This is a genomic window from Streptomyces sp. NPDC057002 (genome assembly GCF_042673825.1).
Taxonomy (GTDB): domain Bacteria; phylum Actinomycetota; class Actinomycetes; order Streptomycetales; family Streptomycetaceae; genus Streptomyces.
This window is the reverse complement of the sequence record NZ_JBHURZ010000006.1, coordinates 529,290-549,768: the sequence shown is the minus strand read 5'-3', so window position 1 is coordinate 549,768 and position 20,479 is coordinate 529,290. Positions and strand designations below refer to the sequence as shown.

At 71.2% G+C, this 20,479-nt stretch carries 16 protein-coding genes, 1 pseudogene and 1 riboswitch; of the genes and pseudogenes, 3 read left to right on the top strand and 14 right to left on the bottom strand.

Going from position 1 to position 20,479, the window contains the following annotated elements; all coding sequences use genetic code 11:
• Positions 1 to 165 precede the first annotated feature (165 nt).
• The 11 genes from ACFT32_RS30735 to ACFT32_RS30685 all read right to left on the bottom strand — a co-directional run bounded on the left by ACFT32_RS30735 (position 166) and on the right by ACFT32_RS30685 (position 11,310).
• Positions 166 to 864 carry a transglycosylase family protein gene (locus ACFT32_RS30735; RefSeq protein WP_382495759.1) on the bottom strand — a complete coding sequence of 233 codons (699 nt, stop codon included), beginning with the start codon at positions 862 to 864 and terminating at the stop codon, positions 166 to 168.
• Positions 865 to 868: 4 nt separating this feature from the next.
• A riboswitch (cyclic di-AMP (ydaO/yuaA leader) is annotated at positions 869 to 1,035 on the bottom strand.
• A 228-nt stretch (positions 1,036 to 1,263) separates the two neighbouring features.
• A complete protein-coding gene (locus tag ACFT32_RS30730) occupies positions 1,264 to 2,232 on the bottom strand; it encodes a transglycosylase family protein (RefSeq protein ID WP_382495757.1) in 969 nt (322 codons plus the stop codon).
• Positions 2,233 to 2,380: 148 nt separating this feature from the next.
• Positions 2,381 to 3,646 carry a cytochrome P450 gene (locus ACFT32_RS30725; RefSeq protein ID WP_382495755.1) on the bottom strand — a complete coding sequence of 422 codons (1,266 nt, stop codon included), beginning with the start codon at positions 3,644 to 3,646 and terminating at the stop codon, positions 2,381 to 2,383.
• A 3-nt stretch (positions 3,647 to 3,649) separates the two neighbouring features.
• Positions 3,650 to 4,657 (bottom strand): nucleoside triphosphate pyrophosphohydrolase, encoded by a 1,008-nt coding sequence (locus tag ACFT32_RS30720; protein WP_382495753.1) that lies wholly within the window; start codon positions 4,655 to 4,657, stop codon positions 3,650 to 3,652.
• Positions 4,658 to 4,734: 77 nt separating this feature from the next.
• Positions 4,735 to 5,382 carry a SurA N-terminal domain-containing protein gene (locus ACFT32_RS30715; RefSeq protein WP_382495752.1) on the bottom strand — a complete coding sequence of 216 codons (648 nt, stop codon included), beginning with the start codon at positions 5,380 to 5,382 and terminating at the stop codon, positions 4,735 to 4,737.
• Between the two features lie 149 nt (positions 5,383 to 5,531).
• Positions 5,532 to 7,028: a protein kinase gene (locus ACFT32_RS30710; protein ID WP_382495942.1), complete on the bottom strand. Its 1,497-nt coding sequence runs from the start codon at positions 7,026 to 7,028 to the stop codon at positions 5,532 to 5,534.
• A gap of 38 nt (positions 7,029 to 7,066) precedes the next feature.
• Positions 7,067 to 7,684, bottom strand: a complete 618-nt coding sequence (locus ACFT32_RS30705) for a hypothetical protein (RefSeq protein ID WP_382495750.1) — start codon at positions 7,682 to 7,684, stop codon at positions 7,067 to 7,069.
• A 161-nt stretch (positions 7,685 to 7,845) separates the two neighbouring features.
• A complete protein-coding gene (locus tag ACFT32_RS30700; protein ID WP_382495748.1) occupies positions 7,846 to 8,586 on the bottom strand; it encodes an N-acetyltransferase in 741 nt (246 codons plus the stop codon).
• Positions 8,587 to 8,626: 40 nt separating this feature from the next.
• Entirely contained in the window at positions 8,627 to 9,808 is a 1,182-nt protein-coding gene (locus ACFT32_RS30695) for an MFS transporter (protein WP_382495746.1), read from the bottom strand.
• 39 nt (positions 9,809 to 9,847) lie between these two features.
• Complete coding sequence (locus ACFT32_RS30690) at positions 9,848 to 10,552, bottom strand: DNA alkylation repair protein (protein WP_382495744.1); 705 nt, start codon at positions 10,550 to 10,552, stop codon at positions 9,848 to 9,850.
• Positions 10,553 to 10,572: 20 nt separating this feature from the next.
• Positions 10,573 to 11,310, bottom strand: coding sequence for an HNH endonuclease family protein (locus tag ACFT32_RS30685; RefSeq protein WP_382495940.1), 738 nt, complete (start codon positions 11,308 to 11,310; stop codon positions 10,573 to 10,575).
• 177 nt (positions 11,311 to 11,487) lie between these two features.
• Between ACFT32_RS30685 and ACFT32_RS30680 the strand changes: the two genes are divergently transcribed.
• The 3 genes and pseudogenes from ACFT32_RS30680 to ACFT32_RS30670 all read left to right on the top strand — a co-directional run.
• Entirely contained in the window at positions 11,488 to 11,673 is a 186-nt protein-coding gene (locus tag ACFT32_RS30680; RefSeq protein ID WP_382495742.1) for an antitoxin, read from the top strand.
• Positions 11,674 to 11,805: 132 nt separating this feature from the next.
• Complete coding sequence (locus tag ACFT32_RS30675; protein ID WP_382495739.1) at positions 11,806 to 12,615, top strand: SDR family NAD(P)-dependent oxidoreductase; 810 nt, start codon at positions 11,806 to 11,808, stop codon at positions 12,613 to 12,615.
• Between the two features lie 26 nt (positions 12,616 to 12,641).
• Positions 12,642 to 12,983 (top strand): annotated as a pseudogene (locus ACFT32_RS30670) (MerR family transcriptional regulator); the annotation flags it as partial.
• Between the two features lie 4 nt (positions 12,984 to 12,987).
• On the opposite strand, the gene mfd reads toward ACFT32_RS30670, so the two are convergent.
• The 3 genes from mfd to ACFT32_RS30655 form a co-directional block, all read right to left on the bottom strand.
• Positions 12,988 to 16,521 carry a transcription-repair coupling factor gene (gene mfd / locus ACFT32_RS30665; protein WP_382495737.1) on the bottom strand — a complete coding sequence of 1,178 codons (3,534 nt, stop codon included), beginning with the start codon at positions 16,519 to 16,521 and terminating at the stop codon, positions 12,988 to 12,990.
• 259 nt (positions 16,522 to 16,780) lie between these two features.
• Positions 16,781 to 19,360, bottom strand: coding sequence for an ABC transporter permease (locus ACFT32_RS30660; protein ID WP_382495735.1), 2,580 nt, complete (start codon positions 19,358 to 19,360; stop codon positions 16,781 to 16,783).
• Positions 19,357 to 20,145, bottom strand: a complete 789-nt coding sequence (locus tag ACFT32_RS30655; protein WP_189726782.1) for an ABC transporter ATP-binding protein — start codon at positions 20,143 to 20,145, stop codon at positions 19,357 to 19,359. Before ACFT32_RS30655 ends, ACFT32_RS30660 begins: the two co-directional genes overlap by 4 nt.
• Positions 20,146 to 20,479 lie beyond the last annotated feature (334 nt).

Sequence of the window (20,479 nt, the reverse complement as noted above, 5' to 3'; positions counted from 1 at the left end):
CCGGCCGATCGGCCACCGGGTCGCCCACCCGATGGACAGAACCGAGAGTAAATTGTTTCCGAACGGAACAAAGCCAGGTTGCAAAGACCGGCAGAAAAAAACCCCGCCCCGGCGCGCGTACGGGGGGAACACGCACCGGGGCGGGGAGCCCTTGAGAGCCGCTGCTTACTTCAGGTGCAGCTGCTGGCCCGGGTAGATGAGGTTGGCGTCCTGGACGATGTCCTTGTTCAGCTGGAACAGCTTCTCCCAGCCGCCCTCGACCTTCTTGTCCGACGCGATCGAGCTGAGGGTGTCGCCCTTGACGACCTTGTACTCGCCGTCGCCCTTCTTGACCTTCTTGCCGGTCGGGGTGGTGACGGTCTTCTTGGCGGCCGGGCGCTCGTCGGAGCGGGAGGCCGGCTGCTGCTCGGTCTGGCGGGACTCGGTGCCCTGCTGGCTCTGCTGCGAGGAGCCGCTGCCGGAGTCGTCCGAGGAGGAGCCGCCGCTGTAGCCGGCGCTCGACAGGCCCTTGCCGCAGACCGGCCAGGCACCCTTGCCCTGGCCCGCGAGGACCTTCTCGCCGATCTCGATCTGCTGCTCCTTGGTGGCCTGGTCGGCGGTGGCGGCGTACTTGGTGCCGCCGTAGCCGGACCAGGTGGAGGCGGAGAACTGCAGACCGCCGTAGTAGCCGTTGCCGGTGTTGATGGACCAGTTGCCGCCGGCCTCGCACTGGGCGACGGTGTCCCACTCGGAGGCGGTGGCGGCGGAGGCGCCGCCGGCGGCCATCAGCGGGGCGGCGACAGCGGCGCCGGTGACACCGGCGACGGCGATGGCACGGCTGGCCTTGGACGGACGGCGGTGCTTGCCCTTGCTGGAAAACAGCATGGAAGGATCCCCTCACCGACGCCTGCGAGGTGAGCTGTCGGGTTCGGGCCGGTTGAGTTGCCCGGCCGCGCCCCTCCCGGGACACGGCTTCACCCCAAGCCCTTCCGGCGCAACTGGCCGGTCGGGCACCTACCTTGGGTCCCCCGCTCCTGCCTACGGCGCTTGACGCGACGACTGTTCCCGTACGGCCGCTGGCAGGATTCGGCGTTGCGGCAGCCGGGGCTCGTGGTGACGAGCGGTCCCGACCGTAGCCACGCGATCCGCTGAATTTCAAAGACGATCAGGGCTTCTGAGATCTATCTCTCACGAGCCCCAAACGGGACATTAGCCGCGAAACATGACGCGAACTCGCGCGGTTTCGGGGCGACTTCCGCCCTCGTTTCCGCACTGCCCGAACAGCTACTTCTCGTCCGCTTCGCCCTCGACCGTGAGCGTCTGACCGGGGCGGATGAGGTCCGGGTCGGCGCCGACGGCCTTCTTGTTGCCGTCGTAGAGCTCGTGCCATCCGCCGCTGATGTCAAGGGAGTCGGCGATGGACCAGAGACTGTCGCCGATACCGACGATGTAGGCACCCTCGGACGTGTCGTCGGAGCCCTCGTCACCGCGCGAGGCGTGACGGCCCGTGGACTCGTCCGTACGGCCGTTCTCGGGCGGGAGGGTTTCGTCGGCGCTGGGGCCTCGGTGACGGCCGGAGCCGGTGTCGGATCCGTCCTCGGTGCCGGCGGACGCCGAAGGGTTGTCGTCCTGCCCCGAGTTGTCGGACTTGTCACGCTCGGGCGTGGCCGACGGGGAGCTTTCGGGCTCCTGACCCTGCGAGCTGGAGTCCTCGGATTCGGGCGACTTGTCGGACTCGGCGGTTTCGTCCTTCGACGTCGACGGCGCGTCAGGGGACGGCGAGTCGGACGACGAAGGGGACGAGCCGAGGGAGTCGAGCAATCCGGGCGAGTCCGATGAACCGGACGAGTCGGGTGATTCGGAGGTGTCCGACCCCTTGTCCTGCTCGAGGCCGGAGAGCAGTCCACAGGTGCGCCAGGCACCGGCTCCCTGCTCGGCGAGGATTCTCTCGGCCACGGCTATCTGCTGGGAACGGCTGGCCAGGTCGGCACTCGGGGCGTAGTCGAGGCCGCCGTGGTTCTCCCAGTCCTCCTGCGACAACTGCAGGCCGCCGAAGTAACCGTTGCCACTGTTCTGGCTCCAGGCGCCGCCGGTCTCGCAGTCCGCGACCCGGTCCCAGGTCGTGCCGTCGGCAGCGCTGGCGCCGGAGGCTCCGAGGAGCGGGATCGCGATGGCGGAGCCGGTCACTCCGGCCGCGACGAGGAGAGCCGGAGCCTGGCGGGGGCGACGGTGCCGACCGTTCCCGGAGAGCATACGGAGACCTTTCGCGAGAGGAGCAGTGACCAGCGCGCCGCAGGTTTTCCCGGGCCACGCTGATGATGGGTGAACGTATAGGCAGACGATCACTTGTCACAAGTTAATGCCGCGTAGATCACGTGAAGATCACAAGTCTGACGGCGTGTCACCTTTGAGTGGGCGTGAACTCCACCGGCAGGGTGCGCAGCCCGCGCATGATCAGGCCGCCGCGCCACCGCAGCTCGGCCGGGTCGGCCGCGAGCCTCAGGTCCGGGAGGCGGGTGAGGAGCGTGGCGAGGGCGGTCTGGCCCTCCAGGCGGGCGAGCGGGGCGCCGAGGCAGTAGTGGATGCCGTGGCCGTACCCGAGGTGCTGGTTGTCGCGGCGGGCGAGGTCGAGCACGTCCGGATCGGCGAACCGCTCCGGGTCCCGGTCGGCGGCGGCCAGGACGACGAGGACCGGGTCGCCGGCCTCGATGTGCTGTCCGCCGATGGTGAGGGGCTGCGTGGCGAAGCGCCAGGTGGCGAGTTCGACGGGTCCGTCGAAGCGCAGGAGTTCCTCGACGCCGGTCTCCAGGAGGCCTCTCTCCCCGGCGGCGAGGGACGCCTGGAGCCGGGTGCGCTGCTCGGGGTGGGTGAGCAGGGCGTAGGTGCCGTTGCCGATCAGGTTCACGGTCGTCTCGAAACCGGCGAACAGCAGGATGAAGGCCATGGCGGCGGCCTCGTTCTCGGTGAGGTGCTCGCCGTGGTCGGAGGCGCGGATGAGACCGGAGATGAGGTCCTCGCCGGGGGCGGGTTCGGCGGGGAGCGCCTCCCGCTTGCGGTGGATGAGGTCGGCGAGATAGCCGCGCATCTTCTTCACGGACCGCGCCACACCGCCCCGGGGCCCGCCCTGGTGACGGATCATCATGCCCGCCCAGTCCCGGAAGTCGTCCTGGTCCTCGCGGGGGACGCCGAGCAGGTCGCAGATGGCGTAGATGGGGAGCGGGAAGGCGAACTCGTGGATCAGGTCGGCGGACCCCTGCTCCGCGAACCCGTCGATGAGACCGTCGGTGAGCTCCTGCACCCGCTGCTCGAACTCGGCGACCCGGCGGGGCGTGAACGCCTTGGACACGAGCCGCCGCAGCCGGGTGTGGTCCGGCGGATCGATGTTGAGCAGATGCGTCATCAACTCGGCCTTGCGCTCACCGGGGATACCCGTCTTGCCCTTGGCGTGCGCGGGTTCGTGATGATGCGCCGGGTTCTTGGAGAGCCGGTTGTCGGCGAGGGTCTGCTTGGCATCGGCGTACCGCGTGACCAGCCAGGCCTCGACGCCGCTGGGGAGCTTGGTCCGGTGCACGGGGGCGTGCTCGCGGAGCCAGGCGTAGGCGGGGTAGGGGTCGGTGGCGAACTCCCACGAGAACAGCTCGGGCACCCCGGGCACTTCATGTCGCATGCCTCAGCCCTCGGTCTCCCTGATCGCGTCCCGGTAGGCGCGGGCCGCCGCTCTCAGGGCCGCCTCCGGGTCCACGCCCTCCGACTCGGCGCGGACCGCCAGGGCCAGGAGGTCGTAGCCGATGCCCTCGACGGGTGGGAGCGGTATGTCCAGGTTCGCTGTGCGGGCCCGGGAGGCCAGCTTGGCGGCGAGGGCCAGGCCGGGCTGGCCGAGGGGGATGCCCTCGGTGACGGAGGTGCGCTGCTTCTCGACCGCCTTGGTGCGCAGCCAGTGCTCCTTGACCTCCTCGGGGGTGGTGGCCGTCTCCTCGCCGAAGACATGCGGGTGCCGGTGGATCAGCTTGGCGACGATGCCGCCGGCGACATCGTCGATGGAGAAGGGCTCCTCCGGATCCTCCTCGGCGATGCGGGCGTGGAAGACGACCTGGAGCAGGACGTCACCGAGCTCCTCGCGCAGCTCGTCGCGGTCGCCCTCCTCGATCGCCTCGACGAGTTCGTACGCCTCCTCGATGCCGTACTTCGCCAGGCCCTTGTGGGTCTGCCGGGACGACCAGGGGCACTCGGCGCGGATGCGGTCCATGACCTGGACGAGGTCGAGGAGGCGGGCGCCCGGCAGGTCGTAGGAGGCGGGGAGCAGCTCCAGCTCGGGCATGTCGACCCGGCCGGTGCCGGCCAGGCGCGCCAGGCCGTCCGTGAGGGCCGGTTCGCCCTCGCCCGTCGCCACGACGACCACCGTGCGGCCCCCGGCGCAGGCGTCGATCAGCTCCTGGGCGGCCGGGGAGGCCTCGTCGACGGTGATCCCCGCCTCACGCAGATACGGCAGCTGCGGGTGGGTGCCGTCCGCGCACAGCACCTGGTCGGCCGCGTGCAGTGCCTGCCAGGCGGGCCAGGAGAGCAGGCCGGGGGCGACGCGGTGGCTGGTGGTGAGCAGGACGATGCGGCCGGGGGCGGCGGCTGTACCGGGGGCGGCCTGCTCGGGTCGCGGGGTGGCTTCGGGGCTGTTGGCGTTCACGATTCGAAGCTATCCCACGTCGCCGACAGCCCCCGAAGTTGTCCACAGGCCCGGTGGAGGGGGGCCTGGGGTACCTCTTACATGCCCTGCTGCGTCTGGGCCGTCGTCACGTCCCGTACCCACGGCGTCTTCGCGTCGGCGCGGCTGCTCTTCTGGACGTCCCAGGTGCCGTACCGCGGGTTGAGGTCGACGTCGAGGTCCTTGGAGGCTTCGGACAGGGCCTTCCAGAACTCGGGACGGCTGGTGTCGGTGTTGAGCTTCTCGGCGAGTTTCTGGGCCTCGAGCTGGAGGCGGAGGTTGTCGGCCAGGCGCTCCGGCGGGATGCCGTACTGCTGGAGCCAGGTCGTCTCCAGCGCCTTGGCGCCGCCGGCCTGCTCCTCCAGGCCGGACCGCATCTCCTGGATCTCCTTGCGGGTGACGGTCACCCCGGCGTTCTCGGCGGCGCGGTGCAGCACCCGGTCCAGGATCATGGTGTGCAGGGTGTCGCGGGTGAGGGTGCCGGTCCGGGCGATGACCTGCTGGTACTGGGCGTCGTTCGGCACGGTCGCCCGCTGGGCCGCGCGCACCTCGCCGACCCGCTCCTCCAGCTGGGAGACGGTGATCCGCTGCCCGCCGACCACGGCCGCGGCACCGGGATGCGCGTCGTTTCCGCAGGCGGTGAGGAGGGGCGCCGCTGCGGCGATCGCGGCGGTGAGGACGAGCGCGGTGCGACGGCGGCGGTGCAAGGAAACCTCCCGAGGAGATTGTGCGACGGTGCACAAAGTCTTGCGATGATCGATGGTAGGCAGTGGGCGAGCTCTGGCCAACCCATTCGACCAACGATTCACCAGGACTTCCGGCACCGCCGCGCCGCCCCGGGGCCGGGTGAAGGCCCCTAACCGCGGACCTGCCCCAGCCACTGCAGTGTCCGGCGGATCTCCGCGCCCAGCGGGTGGCCGGGGCCGTGGGTGCGCTCCACGTCGTGCAGCAGCCGGGCGAGGGTGTCGTGGGCGGCGCCGCGGTCACCGAGGGCGAGCAGGAGATGGCCGATGCGGCGGCGGACGTCGTGCGCGAGTTCGGGGCCGCCGGCGGCTACGTACTGGTTCTCGTAGTAGGGCAGCACCGCCCGGTACTCGGCGAGCGCGGCGGCCGGTTCGCCCAGCTGTTCGAGGCACTGGGCGGCCTCGTAGCGGAAGCGCAGGGACTGCGGGTCGGCCTGGCCGGCCTCGGCGGCGCGCTCGTCGGCGAGGCGGCGCAGCTCGGGCAGGGCGCGCCGGTACTGGCCGTCGTCGAGGAGCGTGGCCGCGTACTGCTTGCGCAGGGTGCGTACGACCGGGGAGTGCTCGCCGTGCTGTTCGGCGGCGGCGGGCAGGGTCGCGCCGAGGATGTCGACGGCCTGGGTGATGCGGCCCTCTCCGAGGAGCCGTTTGACCTCGTCGACGGCGCGGGCGATGTCCGTCTTCCCGGGCGCCTCGGTGACGGGCGTGGCCGGCGCCGGCTGGGGCGCCGGGGTGCGCGCCCGGTCCGGCCAGGGGGCGTGCGGGCGCAGGAACGGGCGGGTGGGGTCGAGGGGTGCTCCGGTGGGCGTCCCGCGCGCGGGCAGGAGCAGCTCCAGATGCTCGTACACCTCCTGCGCGGAGGCCGGCCGGTGCTGCGGGTCCTTGGCGAGGAGGCGCAGGACGAGGGCCTCCAGGGCCTCGGGGACCTCGGGGCGGACGCGGCGCACGGGCAGCGGGGGCTCGTACAGATGCCGGTGCAGTACGCCGAGCGCGGTGGAGCCGGAGAAGGGGACGTCGCCGCTGAGCAGTTCGTGCAGGACGACGCCGAGCGCGTACAGGTCGGTGTAGGGGCCGACCGCGCCGCCCATGGCCTGCTCGGGGGCCATGTAGGCGGGCGAGCCTATGGGGGTGCCGGTGTGGGTGAGGCGGGTGGTGTCCGTGTCCATGACGGAGGCGATGCCCAGGTCGAGGACGGTGACCGTGCCGTCCTGCTTCACCATCACATTGCGCGGCTTGAGGTCGCGGTGGACGATCGGCACGGCGTGCACGGCGCTGAGCACGGCGCACAGTTGCGCGGCGACCGCCACCGCCCACTGCCAGGGGTACGGGTCGTGCTCGGCGAGATGGCCGGCGAGGTCGGCCCCGTCGATGTACTGCATGACGAGGAACAGCTCCTCGCCCTCGCTGCCCGCGTCGTGCACCGTGACCAGGCCCGGGTGGTCGACCTGCGCCGTCACCCGGCACTCGCGCACGAAGCGGCGGCGCAGTTCCTCCGCGTCCTGCCCGGCCACCTTGTCGGGGCGCAGCAGCTTCACCGCCACGCGCCGGTCGAGCCGCTGGTCGTACGCCGTCCAGACCTGGCCCATGCCGCCCTGGCCGAGGAGCGTGGACAGCTCGTAGCGGCCGGCGACGACACGTCCTGCCGCCGCGCTCACCTGCCGCCCTCGGGGGTGCCGTCCCGGTGGCCTTCGCCCTCGTGGCGGCGCAGGTAGTCGCTGAGTTCGTCGAGTTCGGCGCGTACCTGGTCGATGCGGGCGGGGGCGGGGCGCTGCGGCGACGGCGGTACGGGGCCGGGCGACGGGGTGTCGCCGGCGACGGGTGGGTGCGGCGGCTGCCGCGGGACGGGCGTGGATGTGGGGGCGTAGGGCGGCGCGGGGTGCGGATAGCCGTACGGGGTGTGCGCCGCCGTCTGCGCGTGGGGCGACGGGTAGCCGGCGAACTGCCGGGGTGTGCTGTGGTGGCCGATGTCCACGATCAGGAAGTAGATGGTGGCGCCGAGGCCGAGGAGCAGCATCACGGCCAGTGCGAGGTCGGTCCGGTAGTCGCCCTCCGGCAGTACGCCGATCACCGCGAAGCACGCGATGGACAGGGGCAGGCTCACCCAGGCCAGCACCCAGTCGAGGCCCCGTCCGCGCAGGACGGCCACCCGGAACAGCGGTACGCAGGCCAGCACGCCGCAGGTGAGGAAACCGGCGGCGGCGAACAGCACGCGCAGGGAGATGACCGTTGCCGCGCTGCGGGGAGGCGGCGCCGCGCCATGGCCGTACATGACTGCTCCTGGACCGGTGTAGCCGATGGGGACGGGTGTGCGAGTGACAGAGCCCGGTTGGGAGTCCGAGCGTATAGCCCGACACGGACAACCCGTCACGGGTTGTACCGAACCGTTGTCGTGCTGATCACTTCGTTCCGGTCACACCTGCCGCCCGGTGCTCACACGGCGTGCCGCATCCACACGTTGGGCTCGACGTACACCGCGTACCCGCGCGCGGGCTCGCAGCGCACCGGCACCAGGCCGCCGGGCACCTCGATGTCGCCCTCGGTGTCGAAGGGCAGCCCCGTCCAGCGGCGCCAGTGCGCCAGCGAGGCGGCCACCGTCATGGACGCGGGCGCCACGGAGTCGATGGTGGCCCCGGCCCGGGCATGGACGCGCAGCCACGGGTCCTGGGGCAGGCCGTCGGGGCGTACGCGGCGGGCGTACTCCTCGATGGAGGTGTGCGGTTCCAGGTGCTTGGCGTTGGGGCGGACCGGGGCGACGACCTCGCGGAAGCCGCGGGCCCGGGCGTTGTCCCGCAGGGCCGAGAGCATCACCGCGGACAGGCCGCGGCCCTGTGCGTGCGGGGCGACGGATATCGAGATCGCGCTGACCGTGTCGGGGCGGACCCCGCGACGCAGGTCGGAGAAGGCCCAGATGAGGACCGTGTCCCAGCCGTTGGCCGGCAGTTCGCCGCCCCTGGTGCCGAGAGCGAAGGGCACGCTGTAGGCGTTCGCGACGACCTCGCCCCGCTCGTCCTCGGCGAACAGGACGTATTCGGGGAGTTCGGCAGCGATGCGCGGGAAGTGCGCGGCGCCCACGAGGTCCTGGATCACGAACTCCGGCCAGCTGTCCGCCATTGCGACGACCCGTTCCAGCATGTCCGGGCGGTCGGCGAGGGTCGATGTCTTCGGCTGCATGCGGTCACGCTAGACGGGCGGGCGCACAGCCGGAATCGAATTACCGGGCGGGGACCCGGTCCGCCGGCCGGGCCGACCTGGCCTGACGTGCGGCGACGACCATGACGACGACAGAGGTCAGCGCGATCCCGGCGCCGACGTGGAGCGGTGCGGTGTAGCCGAGGCCCGCGGAGATGGCCAGGCCGCCGAGCCAGGCGCCGAGGGCGTTGCCGATGTTGGACGCGGAGACGTTGGCACTGGCGGCCAGTGCCGCTCCGCCGGCGACGTCGGTGACGCGGGTGATCATGCCGGGCACACTGGCGAACCCGGTCACCCCCATCAGGAACACCAGGACGACGGAGGCGGCGGCGCTGCCGGCCAGCAGCCCGAACAGGGCCAGGGTGAGGGTGAGGCCGAGCAGGGCCAGGACCAGGGCACGGTCCCGGTCGCGGTCGGCCGCGCGCCCGCCGACCAGGTTTCCGACGACCAGGCCGACGCCGTACACCATCAGCAGCCAGGCGACATCCGCCGGGGCGAAGCCGCTGACCTCGGTGAACGTGTACGCGATGTAGCTGAACGCGCCGAACATGCCGCCGTAGCCCAGCGCGGTGGCCGCGAGGGTCAGCCAGACCTGCGAGGACCGGAAGGCGCGGAGCTGGTCCCGCAGGCCGCTGGGCGGTGCCGCCCCTTGCTCCCCCGCCCGGCCGGGGACGAGTGCGGCGATTCCCGCCAGTGCGAGCACGCCGATCGCGGTGACCGCCCAGAACGCCGCCCGCCAGCCCCAGCGTTCGCCGACCAGCGCGCCGAACGGCACGCCCAGCACGTTGGCGACCGTCAGCCCGGCGAACATGACGGCCACGGCCCGGGACTTCTTCTCCGGTGCGACCAGACTCCGCGCGACCAGCGAGCCGATCCCGAAGAACGAGCCGTGGCACAGCGCCGCCACGATCCGCCCGAGCAGCATCACCGGGTAGTTCGGGGCGACGGCGGAGAGCAGGTTGCCGATGACGAACAGCGCGACCAGGCCGACCAGGACCAGCTTCCGGGGCAGCCGTGCCGTCGCGGCGGTGAGCGCGATCGCCCCGACCGCGACACTCAGCGCATACCCGGAGATCAGCCACCCGGCGGCCGCCTCGGACACCTCGAAGCTCGACGCCACCTGGGGCAGCAGGCCGGCGATCAGGAACTCGGTGAGTCCGATGCCGAAGCCGCCGAGGGCCAGGGCTATGAGTCCGGTCGGCATCCTTCGCTCCCCCTCTCTGCCGTATGTCTGTCGTACGCGCTATCGCGTGCGTACGAACCGTGCCCGCTCACCCGCCGGGAGCAGCTCGGTCGCGTACCGCACGGTGATGCGCGGCAGTTCGGCCTGATGGCGTTCGAGGAACGACACCAGCAGGGGCGCGTCCCGGCGGCCGATCTCGCGCAGCATCCAGCCGAGCGCCTTGTGGATCAGCGGTTCCGGATCCCGGCACAGCGCGGGCACCAGGCGGAGTGTCGGCTCGAAGCGTCCCTCGCGGATCAACGCCAGCGTGGCGACCACGGCGATCCTGCGGTCCCACAGCGACGCCGACGCGGCGAGCCGGTCCAGGATCTCCGTGGCGTCCGGCGGCCCGTCCACCAGCCACGGCCCGAGCACGACATGCGCGGAGCCGTCCACCAGGTCCCAGTTGTCCACACAGCCGGTGTGCGCCAGATAGAAGTCGACCAGCGCCGCACGCTCCGGCCCGCGCGCCGTCCGCATCCGCTCGGCCAGGACGAGTAGCCCGGCGAGCCGTTCCTCGTGGACGCGGCTGCGCAGCAGCACCTCCACGTCCTCAAGCGCCAGGTCCCGGTGGGCCCGGGCCAGCCCGCGCACCACGGGCACGCGCACGCCGAGCAGTTCGTCGTCCTCCGAGGGACGGAGCACCCGCAGTTGCTGCGCTCTGACCCCCGGCTCCGCGAGGCCCCGGAGCTCGGTCCGCAAGGTGTCGAGCGAATCGGCCGTCATGTCGGAGGACGCTAGCCCCTTCACCCCTCGCACTGCCGCAGCATCATCTCCTTGTCGGCCGCCGTCACCGGCAGGTCGTACTTCAGCGACACCTGGGCGAAGCGCACCGAGTAGGAGCAGCGGATCGCCTTGTTGGGCGGCAGCCAGGACGCCGGGCCGGAGTCGCCCTTCGCGCTGTTGGTCGGGCCGTCCACCGGGACGAGATTGAGCGGGTCGTTGGCGATGGACTCCCGCTTGTCCTTCGTCCAGCGCGAAGCGCCCATCTGCCAGTCGTACGACAGCGGCATGACGTGGTCGATCTGGACCTTCGTCGCACGGGACTTGGTCCACTCGATGACATTCCCGGTGTACGGGTCGTGCAGTGTCAGTGCCATGACGACGCAGTCCGAGCCCGACCGGAAACGGAGGTCCTGGCCGTCGCGCTTCAAGAGGTCGTTCCGCGAGTCACAGCCGTTGTGCGAGAAGGGAACGTCGCGGGGCACCGAGTCCTTCCAGGCGTAGCCGAACTCGTCCCGTTCGTATCCCGTCCTGGGGCCGCGCCCCTTCGTCGCCACCTTCTCGATCACGGCGCTCGCCCTCGCCCGGTCCGCGGTGGACGTGATGGCCGCGAGCCCCGGCTTGGTGCCGTCCGGGTTGTCCAGCGGGTTCACCGCCCGTCCGTCGCCGTCGGCCGGGACACCGGAGCCGGAGGGTCCGCCGCCGTCCGCGGGCGGGGCCAGGCCCTCACAGCCGACCAGCGTCGAACCGGCGAACACCATCGCGACAGCAAGTGCCGCCCCGCCCCTCAGACGCGTCACCGTGCGCCCCTCCCCTGCTTGTCCGTGCCTGGCCCCACGGTAGCGAGGGAGAGGTCCAGACCACATCGGCCCTAAACGGGCATTCATCGCATGTCACGCGTATCGTCGGTTTGGAATCACCTTCTGAAGGAGTTCTGCATGGGCATCTTCGACAAGTTCAAGAGCCAGGCGCGGCACAAGGGCAAGCAAGGCTCGGACACCGCGGAACAGAAGGCCAACGAGAGGACCGGCGGCAAGTACGAGGACCAGGTCGACTCCGGGCAGCAGCGGATGGAAGGCTCGCTCGGCATGGACCGGGACCGCGACCGGCCCGACCAGCAGTAAGGCCTCTCCTCCCTCAGAGGCCGTCCGGGGAGACGCGTACGCACCCTCCGCGGGCGGCTTCCGATGTTCCGAGGGCGGCTTTCCGGGCGGCGCTTGACCTTGACACCGGCGTCAAGGTCGGACGATCCCCGCATGACATTCCTCGCTCCGAAGACTTCGGCGTCTCCCGCTCCGAAGACCGCGGCATCCCCCGTTCCGAAGACCACGCGCACCGTGCTCGTCACCGGCGCCGGCACCGGCATAGGCCGGGCCACCGCCCACGCGTTCGCCGACGAGGGCGCGCACGTCGTGGCGGTGGGCCGCCGCGAGGCACTGCTGGCCGAGACCGCCGCCCACGACCCGTCCCGCATCAGCCCGCTCGCCGCCGACATCGCGGCCGACGACGGCCCGGAGAGCATCGTCCGTACGGTGCTCGACCGGCACGGCCGCATCGATGTGCTGGTGAACAACGCGGGCGTCGTCAACGCCCAGTCCCTGCGCACCTACACGCGCGACGCCGTCGAGCCCCAGCTGGCGACGAACCTCCTCGCCCCCGTCCTGCTCACCCAGGCCGCGCTCCCGGCGCTGGAGGACTCCCGCGGAGTGATCGTGAACGTGACGACGGCGGTGGGACAGCGCGGCTGGCCCGGCAACTCCCTCTACGCGGCCGGAAAGGCGGCCCTTGAGGTGCTCACGCGCAGCTGGGCGGTGGAGCTCGCCCCGCTGGGGATCCGGGTCGCCGCCGTGGCCCCCGGCGCGATCGACACACCGATCGGGGACCACGCCGGTCACACGCCCGAGCAGCGCGCCGCGATCCGTGCCTGGCAGCTCGGCCACACGCCGCTCGGCCGGATCGGCCGCCCCGCGGAGGTGGCGTGGGCGATCGCCCGACTGGCCTCGCCGCAGGCCTCGTTCATCACCGGTGTGGTGCTTCCGGTGGACGGCGGCGCGCTCGTCACATGAGACTGACGCGCATGGCCGGACACCGTATGCGGATCGGCGAGCTCGCCGAGGTGAGCGGCACGACTCCGCGCGCCCTGCGCCACTACGAGCAGGCAGGGCTCATCACCTCCGAACGCGCCGCCAACGGCTACCGCCTGTACGACGCCGCCGCGGCGAACCGCGTCCGCAACATCCGGCAGCTGCTCGACACCGGGCTGACGCTCGACGACGTACGGGTGTTCCTGCCCTGCCTGGACGGCGATGTCATGGCCGGACCCGCCTCCGGCCGGGCCGTGCGGACTGCCGCCGAGCGCCTCGCCGTGCTGGACGCGCGCATCGCCGCGCAGGTGGCGGTGCGCGACCGGCTGGCGGCGGTCCTTCACGCGCGGGGCGTCAGGACCCCAGCACCGACGTCAGGAACTCCCCGACCCACGCCAGCAACTCCCGCCCGACCAGCGGCTTTCCGCCGACCTTCGCGGTCTTCGGGCGCGGCACGAGCACCTGGTGCACCGCCGGCTTGATGACCGTGCCGGGATAGAGCCGCTTGAGCCGCAGTTCCTGCGACTCGCGCAACTCCACCGGGGCGAAGCGGATGTTGGTGCCCTGCAGCACGATCTCGCCGACCCCGCAAGCACGCGCGAGCATCCGCAGACCGGCGACGAGCAGCAGGTTCTCCACCGGCTCGGGCAGCTTGCCGTAGCGGTCGACGAGTTCCTCGCGGACGGCCTTGACGTCCTCCTCCGTGTTGGCTGAGGCGATGGCGCGGTACGCCTGGAGACGGAGCCGCTCGCCTGGCGCGTAGTCGTGCGGGACGTGTGCGTCGACGGGCAGCTCGATCTTGACCTCGAGCGGCGGCTCCTCCTCGATCTCGCCGGTCTCCAGCTGACGCCGGTAGTCGGCGACGGCCTCGCCCACCATCCGTACGTACAGGTCGAAGCCGACGCCCGCGATGTGGCCGGACTGCTCGCCGCCGAGGAGGTTGCCCGCGCCGCGGATCTCCAGGTCCTTCATCGCCACGTACATGCCGGCGCCCATCTCGGTGTGCTGCGCGATGGTCGCGAGCCGCTCGTGCGCGGTCTCGGTCAGCGGCTTCTCCGGCGGGTAGAGGAAGTACGCGTACCCGCGCTCGCGGCCCCGGCCCACCCGGCCGCGCAGCTGGTGCAGCTGCGAGAGCCCGAAGTTGTCGCCGCGCTCCACGATGAGGGTGTTCGCGTTGGAGATGTCGATGCCGGACTCCACGATCGTCGTGGACACCAGCACGTCGAACTTCTTCTCCCAGAAGTCGACGACGACCTGCTCCAGTGCCGACTCCGACATCTGGCCGTGGGCGGTGGCGATGCGCGCCTCGGGGACGATCTCGCGCAGCCGGGCCGCGGCCCGGTCGATCGACTCCACCCGGTTGTGGATGTAGAAGACCTGGCCCTCGCGCAGCAGTTCACGGCGGATGGCGGCGCCGATCTGCTTCTCCTCGTACGGGCCGACGAAGGTCAGCACCGGGTGCCGCTCCTCGGGCGGGGTGGTGATCGTCGACATCTCCCGGATGCCCGTGACCGCCATCTCCAGCGTCCTGGGGATGGGGGTCGCGGACATCGTCAGCACGTCGACGTTGGCCCGGAGCTTCTTCAGCTGCTCCTTGTGCTCGACGCCGAAGCGCTGCTCCTCGTCGACGATGACCAGGCCCAGGTCCTTGAACTTCGTCTCCGACGAGAACAGCCGGTGCGTGCCGATGACGATGTCCACCGAGCCCTCGCGCAGGCCCTCCAGGACCGCCTTGGCCTCGGTGTCGGTCTGGAAGCGGGAGAGTGCCTTCACGCTGACCGGGAACTGCGCGTACCGCTCGCCGAACGTCCCGAAGTGCTGCTGCACCAGCAGGGTCGTGGGCACCAGGACGGCCACCTGCTTACCGTCCTGGACGGCCTTGAAGGCGGCCCGGACCGCGATCTCGGTCTTGCCGTAGCCGACGTCGCCGCAGATCAGCCGGTCCATCGGGACCGTCTTCTCCATGTCGTCCTTGACCTCGGCGATGGTGGTGAGCTGGTCGGGCGTCTCCGCGTAGGGGAAGGCGTCCTCCAGCTCGCGCTGCCAGGGGGTGTCCGTCCCGAAGGCGTGCCCGGGGGCCGCCATGCGCGCGCTGTACAGCTTGATGAGGTCGGCGGCGATCTCCTTGACGGCCTTCTTGGCGCGGGCCTTCGTCTTCGTCCAGTCGGCGCCGCCCAGCCGGTGCAGGGTGGGGGCCTCGCCGCCGACGTACTTGGTGATCTGCTCCAGCTGGTCGGTGGGGATGTAGAGCCGGTCACCGGGCTGGCCGCGCTTGGCGGGCGCGTACTCGACGACCAGGTACTCGCGGGTCGCGCCCTGCACGGTGCGCTGCACCATCTCGATGTAGCGGCCCACGCCGTGCTGCTCGTGGACGATGTAGTCGCCCGGCTCCAGGGTGAGCGGGTCGATGGTCTTGCGGCGGCGGGCCGGCATCCGGGCGCCCTCGCGGCCCGCGGCCCTCTGGCCGGTCAGGTCGGTCTCGGTCAGCACCGCGAGTCCGAGGCCCGTGTCGACGAAGCCGTGCTCGATCGAGCCGCACGCCACGTGCACCAAGGACGGGGAGATCTCGGCGAGGTCGGCGTCGAGGCGGGCCGCGATGCCCTCGCCGCCCAGCACCTCGACCGTACGGGCCGCCGGACCATGCCCCTCGGTGACGAACACCGTGCGCCAGCCGTCGGAGAGCCAGCCCTTGGTGTCGGCGAGGGCCTTGGCGGTGTCCCCGCGGTAGGTCTCCGGGGCGTGCATGCCGAGCTTGAGGGTGTCTGCGTCGAGCTCCTCGTCCGCGGCGAACGGCGAGACCGACCACCACATCATGTCCAGCTCGCGGGCCCGCTCCCGGACGTCCGCGATGGACCACAGGGAGGCCGCGTCGACGTCGATGGGCGCCTCGCCGCCGCCGGCGGTGGCCGCCCAGGAGGCCTGCAGGAACTCCTGGGAGGTGGCCACCAGGTCCGACGCGCGCGTGCGGACCCGCTCCGGATCGCAGACGACGGCCATGGCGCCCTTGGGCAGCACGTCGAGCAGCAGCTCCATGTCGTCGACGAGGACCGGGGCGAGGGACTCCATGCCCTCGACCGCGATCCCCTCGGCGATCTTGCCGAGCAGTTCACCGAGCTCGGGGTGCTGTTCGGCGAGGGCACGCGCACGCGCGCGGACGTCCTCGGTGAGCAGCAGTTCGCGGCACGGCGGCGCCCACAGGCCGTGCTCGGCGACTTCGAGGGAGCGCTGGTCGGCGACCTTGAAGTAGCGGATCTCCTCGACGTCGTCGCCCCAGAACTCGATGCGCAGGGGGTGTTCCTCGGTGGGCGGGAACACATCGAGGATGCCGCCGCGCACGGCGAACTCGCCGCGCTTCTCGACCAGCTCCACACGCGCGTACGCGGCGGCCCCGAGGGCGTCGACGATCTCCTCGAGGTCGACGGTCTGCCCCGGCTTCAGGGAGACCGGCTCCAGGTCGCCGAGGCCCTTGACCTGCGGCTGGAGCACGGACCTGACGGGCGCCACGACGACGGAGACCGGGCCGGTCTCGGGGTCGTCGGGGCGGGGGTGGGCCAGGCGGCGCAGCACGGCCAGACGGCGGCCGACGGTGTCGCTTCGGGGGCTGAGCCGCTCGTGCGGGAGGGTCTCCCAGGAGGGGTACTCCACGACTCCCTCCGGCGGGAGGAGGGAGCGCAGGGCCGCGGCCAGGTCCTCGGCCTCGCGGCCCGTCGCCGTCACCGCCAGCACCGGGCGGCCCGTGTCCCGGGCGAGGGCGGCGACCGCGAAGGGGCGGGCGGCCGGGGGGCCGACCAGGTCGACGTGCATGCGGTTGCCGTCTGCGGCCGCGCTGATCGCTTCCGCGAGGGCGGCGTCTCTGACTACGGCGTCGAGCAGACCGTGCAGGCTCATACGGGTCTTTTCCGTCCAGGGGTGGGCAACACGACGGGCCCGACACGCGCCGCGGGCCGGGGGGTCTCCAGCGTACGACGCTGCGCGGCCGGGCGGCGGGGGCTGTGGACAACGCCCCGGGTGTGAGGTGCGCGGCGTCGGTGTCCTGGCCCGGGCAGGGCTCGCGGGTCGCAGACAGCACCCGGCGCCGGGAAGTCATGGACTTCCCGGCGCCGGTCCCCCGCAACCCCCGTGTGCGGTGGTTCTCGGTGAGGCTGGACTACTCCGTGGCGATCGCGTTCAGGACGTTCATCCGGCCCGCCCGGAACGCCGGGATCAGTGCGGCGAACAGGCCCACGAACGCCGAGCTGACGAAGACGCCGATGATCGTCGGCCAGGGGATCTCCAGGACCATCAGGCCCTCCAGCGCGAGCAGCTGCTGCGCGGTGGCGCCCCAGCCCATGCCCAGTCCGAGGCCCAGGAGGGCGCCGAAGAGGGCGATGACGACGGACTCCATGCGGATCATGCGGCGCAGCTGGCGGCGGGACAGGCCGATCGCCCGCATCAGGCCGATCTCCCTGGTGCGTTCCACCACCGACAGGGCCAGGGTGTTCACCACACCCAGGATGGCGACGATGATCGCCAGGGCCAGCAGGCCGTAGATCATGTTGAGCAGCTGGCCGATCTGGTCCTTCAGGGCTTCCTTGTAGTCGGTCTGGTCGCGCACGGTGTACTGCGGGTAGTCCTGCATGGCTGACTTCAGGGACGTGTAGGCGGCGTCCTGCTGCCCGTCCTTGGCGCTGACGAAGAGCAGCGAGTCCAGCGGCATCTTGTCGGCCGGGACGTACTTGGCCATCGTCGAGATGGACGTGTACATCGCGCCCGCGTCGATCACGACGTCACTGCTGGTGATCGCCCGGACCGTCAGGTCGGCCGTACGGCCGTCCTTGAAGGCCACGGAGATCTTGGACCCGAGGCTGATGCCGTGGTCCTTGGCGAACTTCTCGTGGACGGACATCGAGTCGGGCTTGTAGGCGTCGGGGAGCTTCCCGGCGACCGTCTCGGTGCGCAGGTCGGTCGCGTACGAGGGGTCGGCGGCCGTGATCGCCGTGTCCTTGAGCTTCTTGCCGTCGGGGGTGGTGAAGTCGGCCTTGGTCCACTTGTACTCGGTGACCCGCTGAACGTCCGACGCGGACTTCGCGGCCTTGACCGCCTGCGGGGTGATCAGCTGGCCGCTGTCGGACTGGATGATGAAGTCCGTGCCAACGGTCTTGTCGAGCTGGTCGGTGGCGGAGGCCACCATGGAGGAGCCGACCACGGACAGGCACGCCACCAGGGCGAGGCCGATCATCAGCGCGGCGCCCGTCGCGCCGGTGCGGCGCGGGTTGCGCAGGGCGTTGCGCTCGGCCATGCGGCCCACGGGGCCGAACATGCGCAGCAGGACGGCGCCGAGGATTCGGACCACACCGCCGGCGAGCAGCGGGCCGATGACGACGAAGCCGATCAGCGACAGCACCACGCCGAGGCCGAGCCACAGCGAGCCCTCCTTGGCCTGGTCGGCCGCCGTCGCCAGATACAGGCCGAAGGCGCCGCCGCCGGTGAGGACGGTGCCGATCGCGGCGCGGATCCAGCCGGCCTTGGCGTCCGCGGGGGCGCCCGCGTCCCGCAGCGCGGCCATCGGGGAGATCTTGCCGGCGCGCCGGGCGGGCAGGTAGGCGGCCAGGACGGTGACGATCACGCCGAGGACCAGGCCGACCACCGGGGTCGTCCAGGCCACCGTCAGGTCGTCGGTGGACAGCTCCATGCCCATCTGGCCCATGAGCTTCATCAGGCCGATCGCGAGGCCGACGCCGGCGCCCACGCCGAGCACCGAGCCGACGAGGCCGAGCAGCAGCGCCTCGGCCAGCACGGAGCGGTTGACCTGCTTGCGGGAGGAGCCGATCGCCCGCATCAGGCCGATCTCCCTGGTGCGCTGGGCGACCAGCATGGAGAAGGTGTTGATGATCAGGAAGATGCCGACGAGGAAGGCGATCCCGGCGAAGCCGAGCATCGCGTACTTCATGACGTTCATGAAGCCCGCGACGCCCTTCTGGTTGGCGTCGGCGGTCTCCTTGGCGGTCTGCACCTGGAAGTCGCCGCCGAGCGCGGCCTTCACGTTCTGCTTCAGCCGGCCGTCGCTGACTCCGGCGGCCGCGGTGACGTTGACGTTGGTGTAGACGCCGCTCTCGCCGACCAGGGTCTGCTGGGCGGTCTTCGTGTCGAGGTAGAAGATCGCGGCACCGGGGTTGGTGACGGTGAAGTCGGCGATGCCGGAGACCTTCGCGGTGTGGGTGCCCGTCGCGCTGATCACGCCGATCGGGTCGCCGAGCTTCAGGCCGTGCTTGTCGGCGGTGTCGGCGTCGACCATGATCTGGCCGGCGCTCTTGGGTGCCGCACCGGAGGTGATCTTCATGGTGCGGGCTTCGTTGCTGTTCCAGCCGCCGACGATGGTCGGGGCGCCGCTGGAGGGCGACAGGTTGTCCTTGTCGGCGTCGACGACGGTCACCGACGTGGAGAACACCGCGCCCTCGGCGGACTTCACGCCGTCGGCCTTGCGTACCTCGGCGAGCACGGAGGCCGGCATGACCGGCGGCTTGCCGTTGTCGGCGGTCGTCTCACCGGTGTCGGAGGCGCCCTTGGGGCTCACCGTCACATCCGAGGAGGTGGCCGCGAAGAGCTTGTCGAACGTGGTGGACATGGTGTCCGTGAAGACGAGCGTCCCGCAGACGAAGGCCACCGACAGCAGGACGGCGATCGCCGACAGCGCCATGCGGCCCTTGTGCGCGAGGAAGTTGCGCATCGAGGTCTTCATGACGGTCATGACGTACGCCCCCGGGCGTCGAAGTCCTTCATGCGGTCGAGGACGGCGTCCGCTGTCGGCTTGTACATCTCGTCGACGATCCGGCCGTCGGCGAGGTACAGGACACGGTCCGCGTAGCTGGCGGCGACCGGGTCGTGGGTGACCATCACGATGGTCTGGCCCAGCTCGTCGACGGAGCGGCGCAGGAAGCCGAGCACTTCGGCGCCCGCGCGCGAGTCGAGGTTTCCGGTCGGCTCGTCCCCGAAGATGATCTCGGGCCGGGCCGCCAGCGCCCGTGCCACGGCGACGCGCTGCTGCTGGCCTCCGGAGAGCTGGGTGGGCCGGTGCTTGAGACGGTCGGAGAGCCCGACGGTCTCCACGACCCGCCCGAGCCACTCCTTGTCCGGCTTGCGGCCGGCGATGTCCATGGGCAGCGTGATGTTCTCTATCGCGTTCAGCGTCGGCAGCAGGTTGAACGCCTGGAAGATGAACCCGATCCGGTCCCGGCGCAGTTGCGTGAGCTTCTTGTCCTTGAGGCCGGTGATCTCGGTCTCGTCGAGGTAGATCTGCCCGCCGGTGACGGTGTCGAGCCCGGCCAGGCAGTGCATGAGTGTGGACTTGCCGGACCCAGAGGGGCCCATGATCGCGGTGAACTGGCCGCGTGCGATGTCCACGTCGACGTGGTCGAGGGCGACGACACGGGTCTCACCGGACCCGTACGCCTTCACGACCTGCCGCGCCCGCGCGGCAACGGCCGTACGCCCTCCAGTACCCCCGTGCCTGGGAATGGTCACAGCCGATGTCACGGTATGTCTCCTATGTCGGTCGGCAATACGCCGGTCAGCAGTACGTCGGTCATCAGATGGTGAAGTGCCTCAAGTCTTCCGGCGGGGAGGGGTCCCGCGCCCTGGTGCTCAGCGCAGTCTTTTCCTGTGGAAAACCCCACCCCCGCCGGTGTGCAACACCGCCCCCCGACGGCGTAAAGCCAGGTTAAGGAGCGGCCCCCGCGCGTCTCGTCCTCCGCCGGTACGAACCCTCCCCAGGTCGTAGTACGGAGGTACCCCTAGGGGCAGTCCACCGAAGGGTGGAGACCGTCTCAGGGTTCGCTCCACCCGACGGCCCATTCAGGCTCCACCCTCC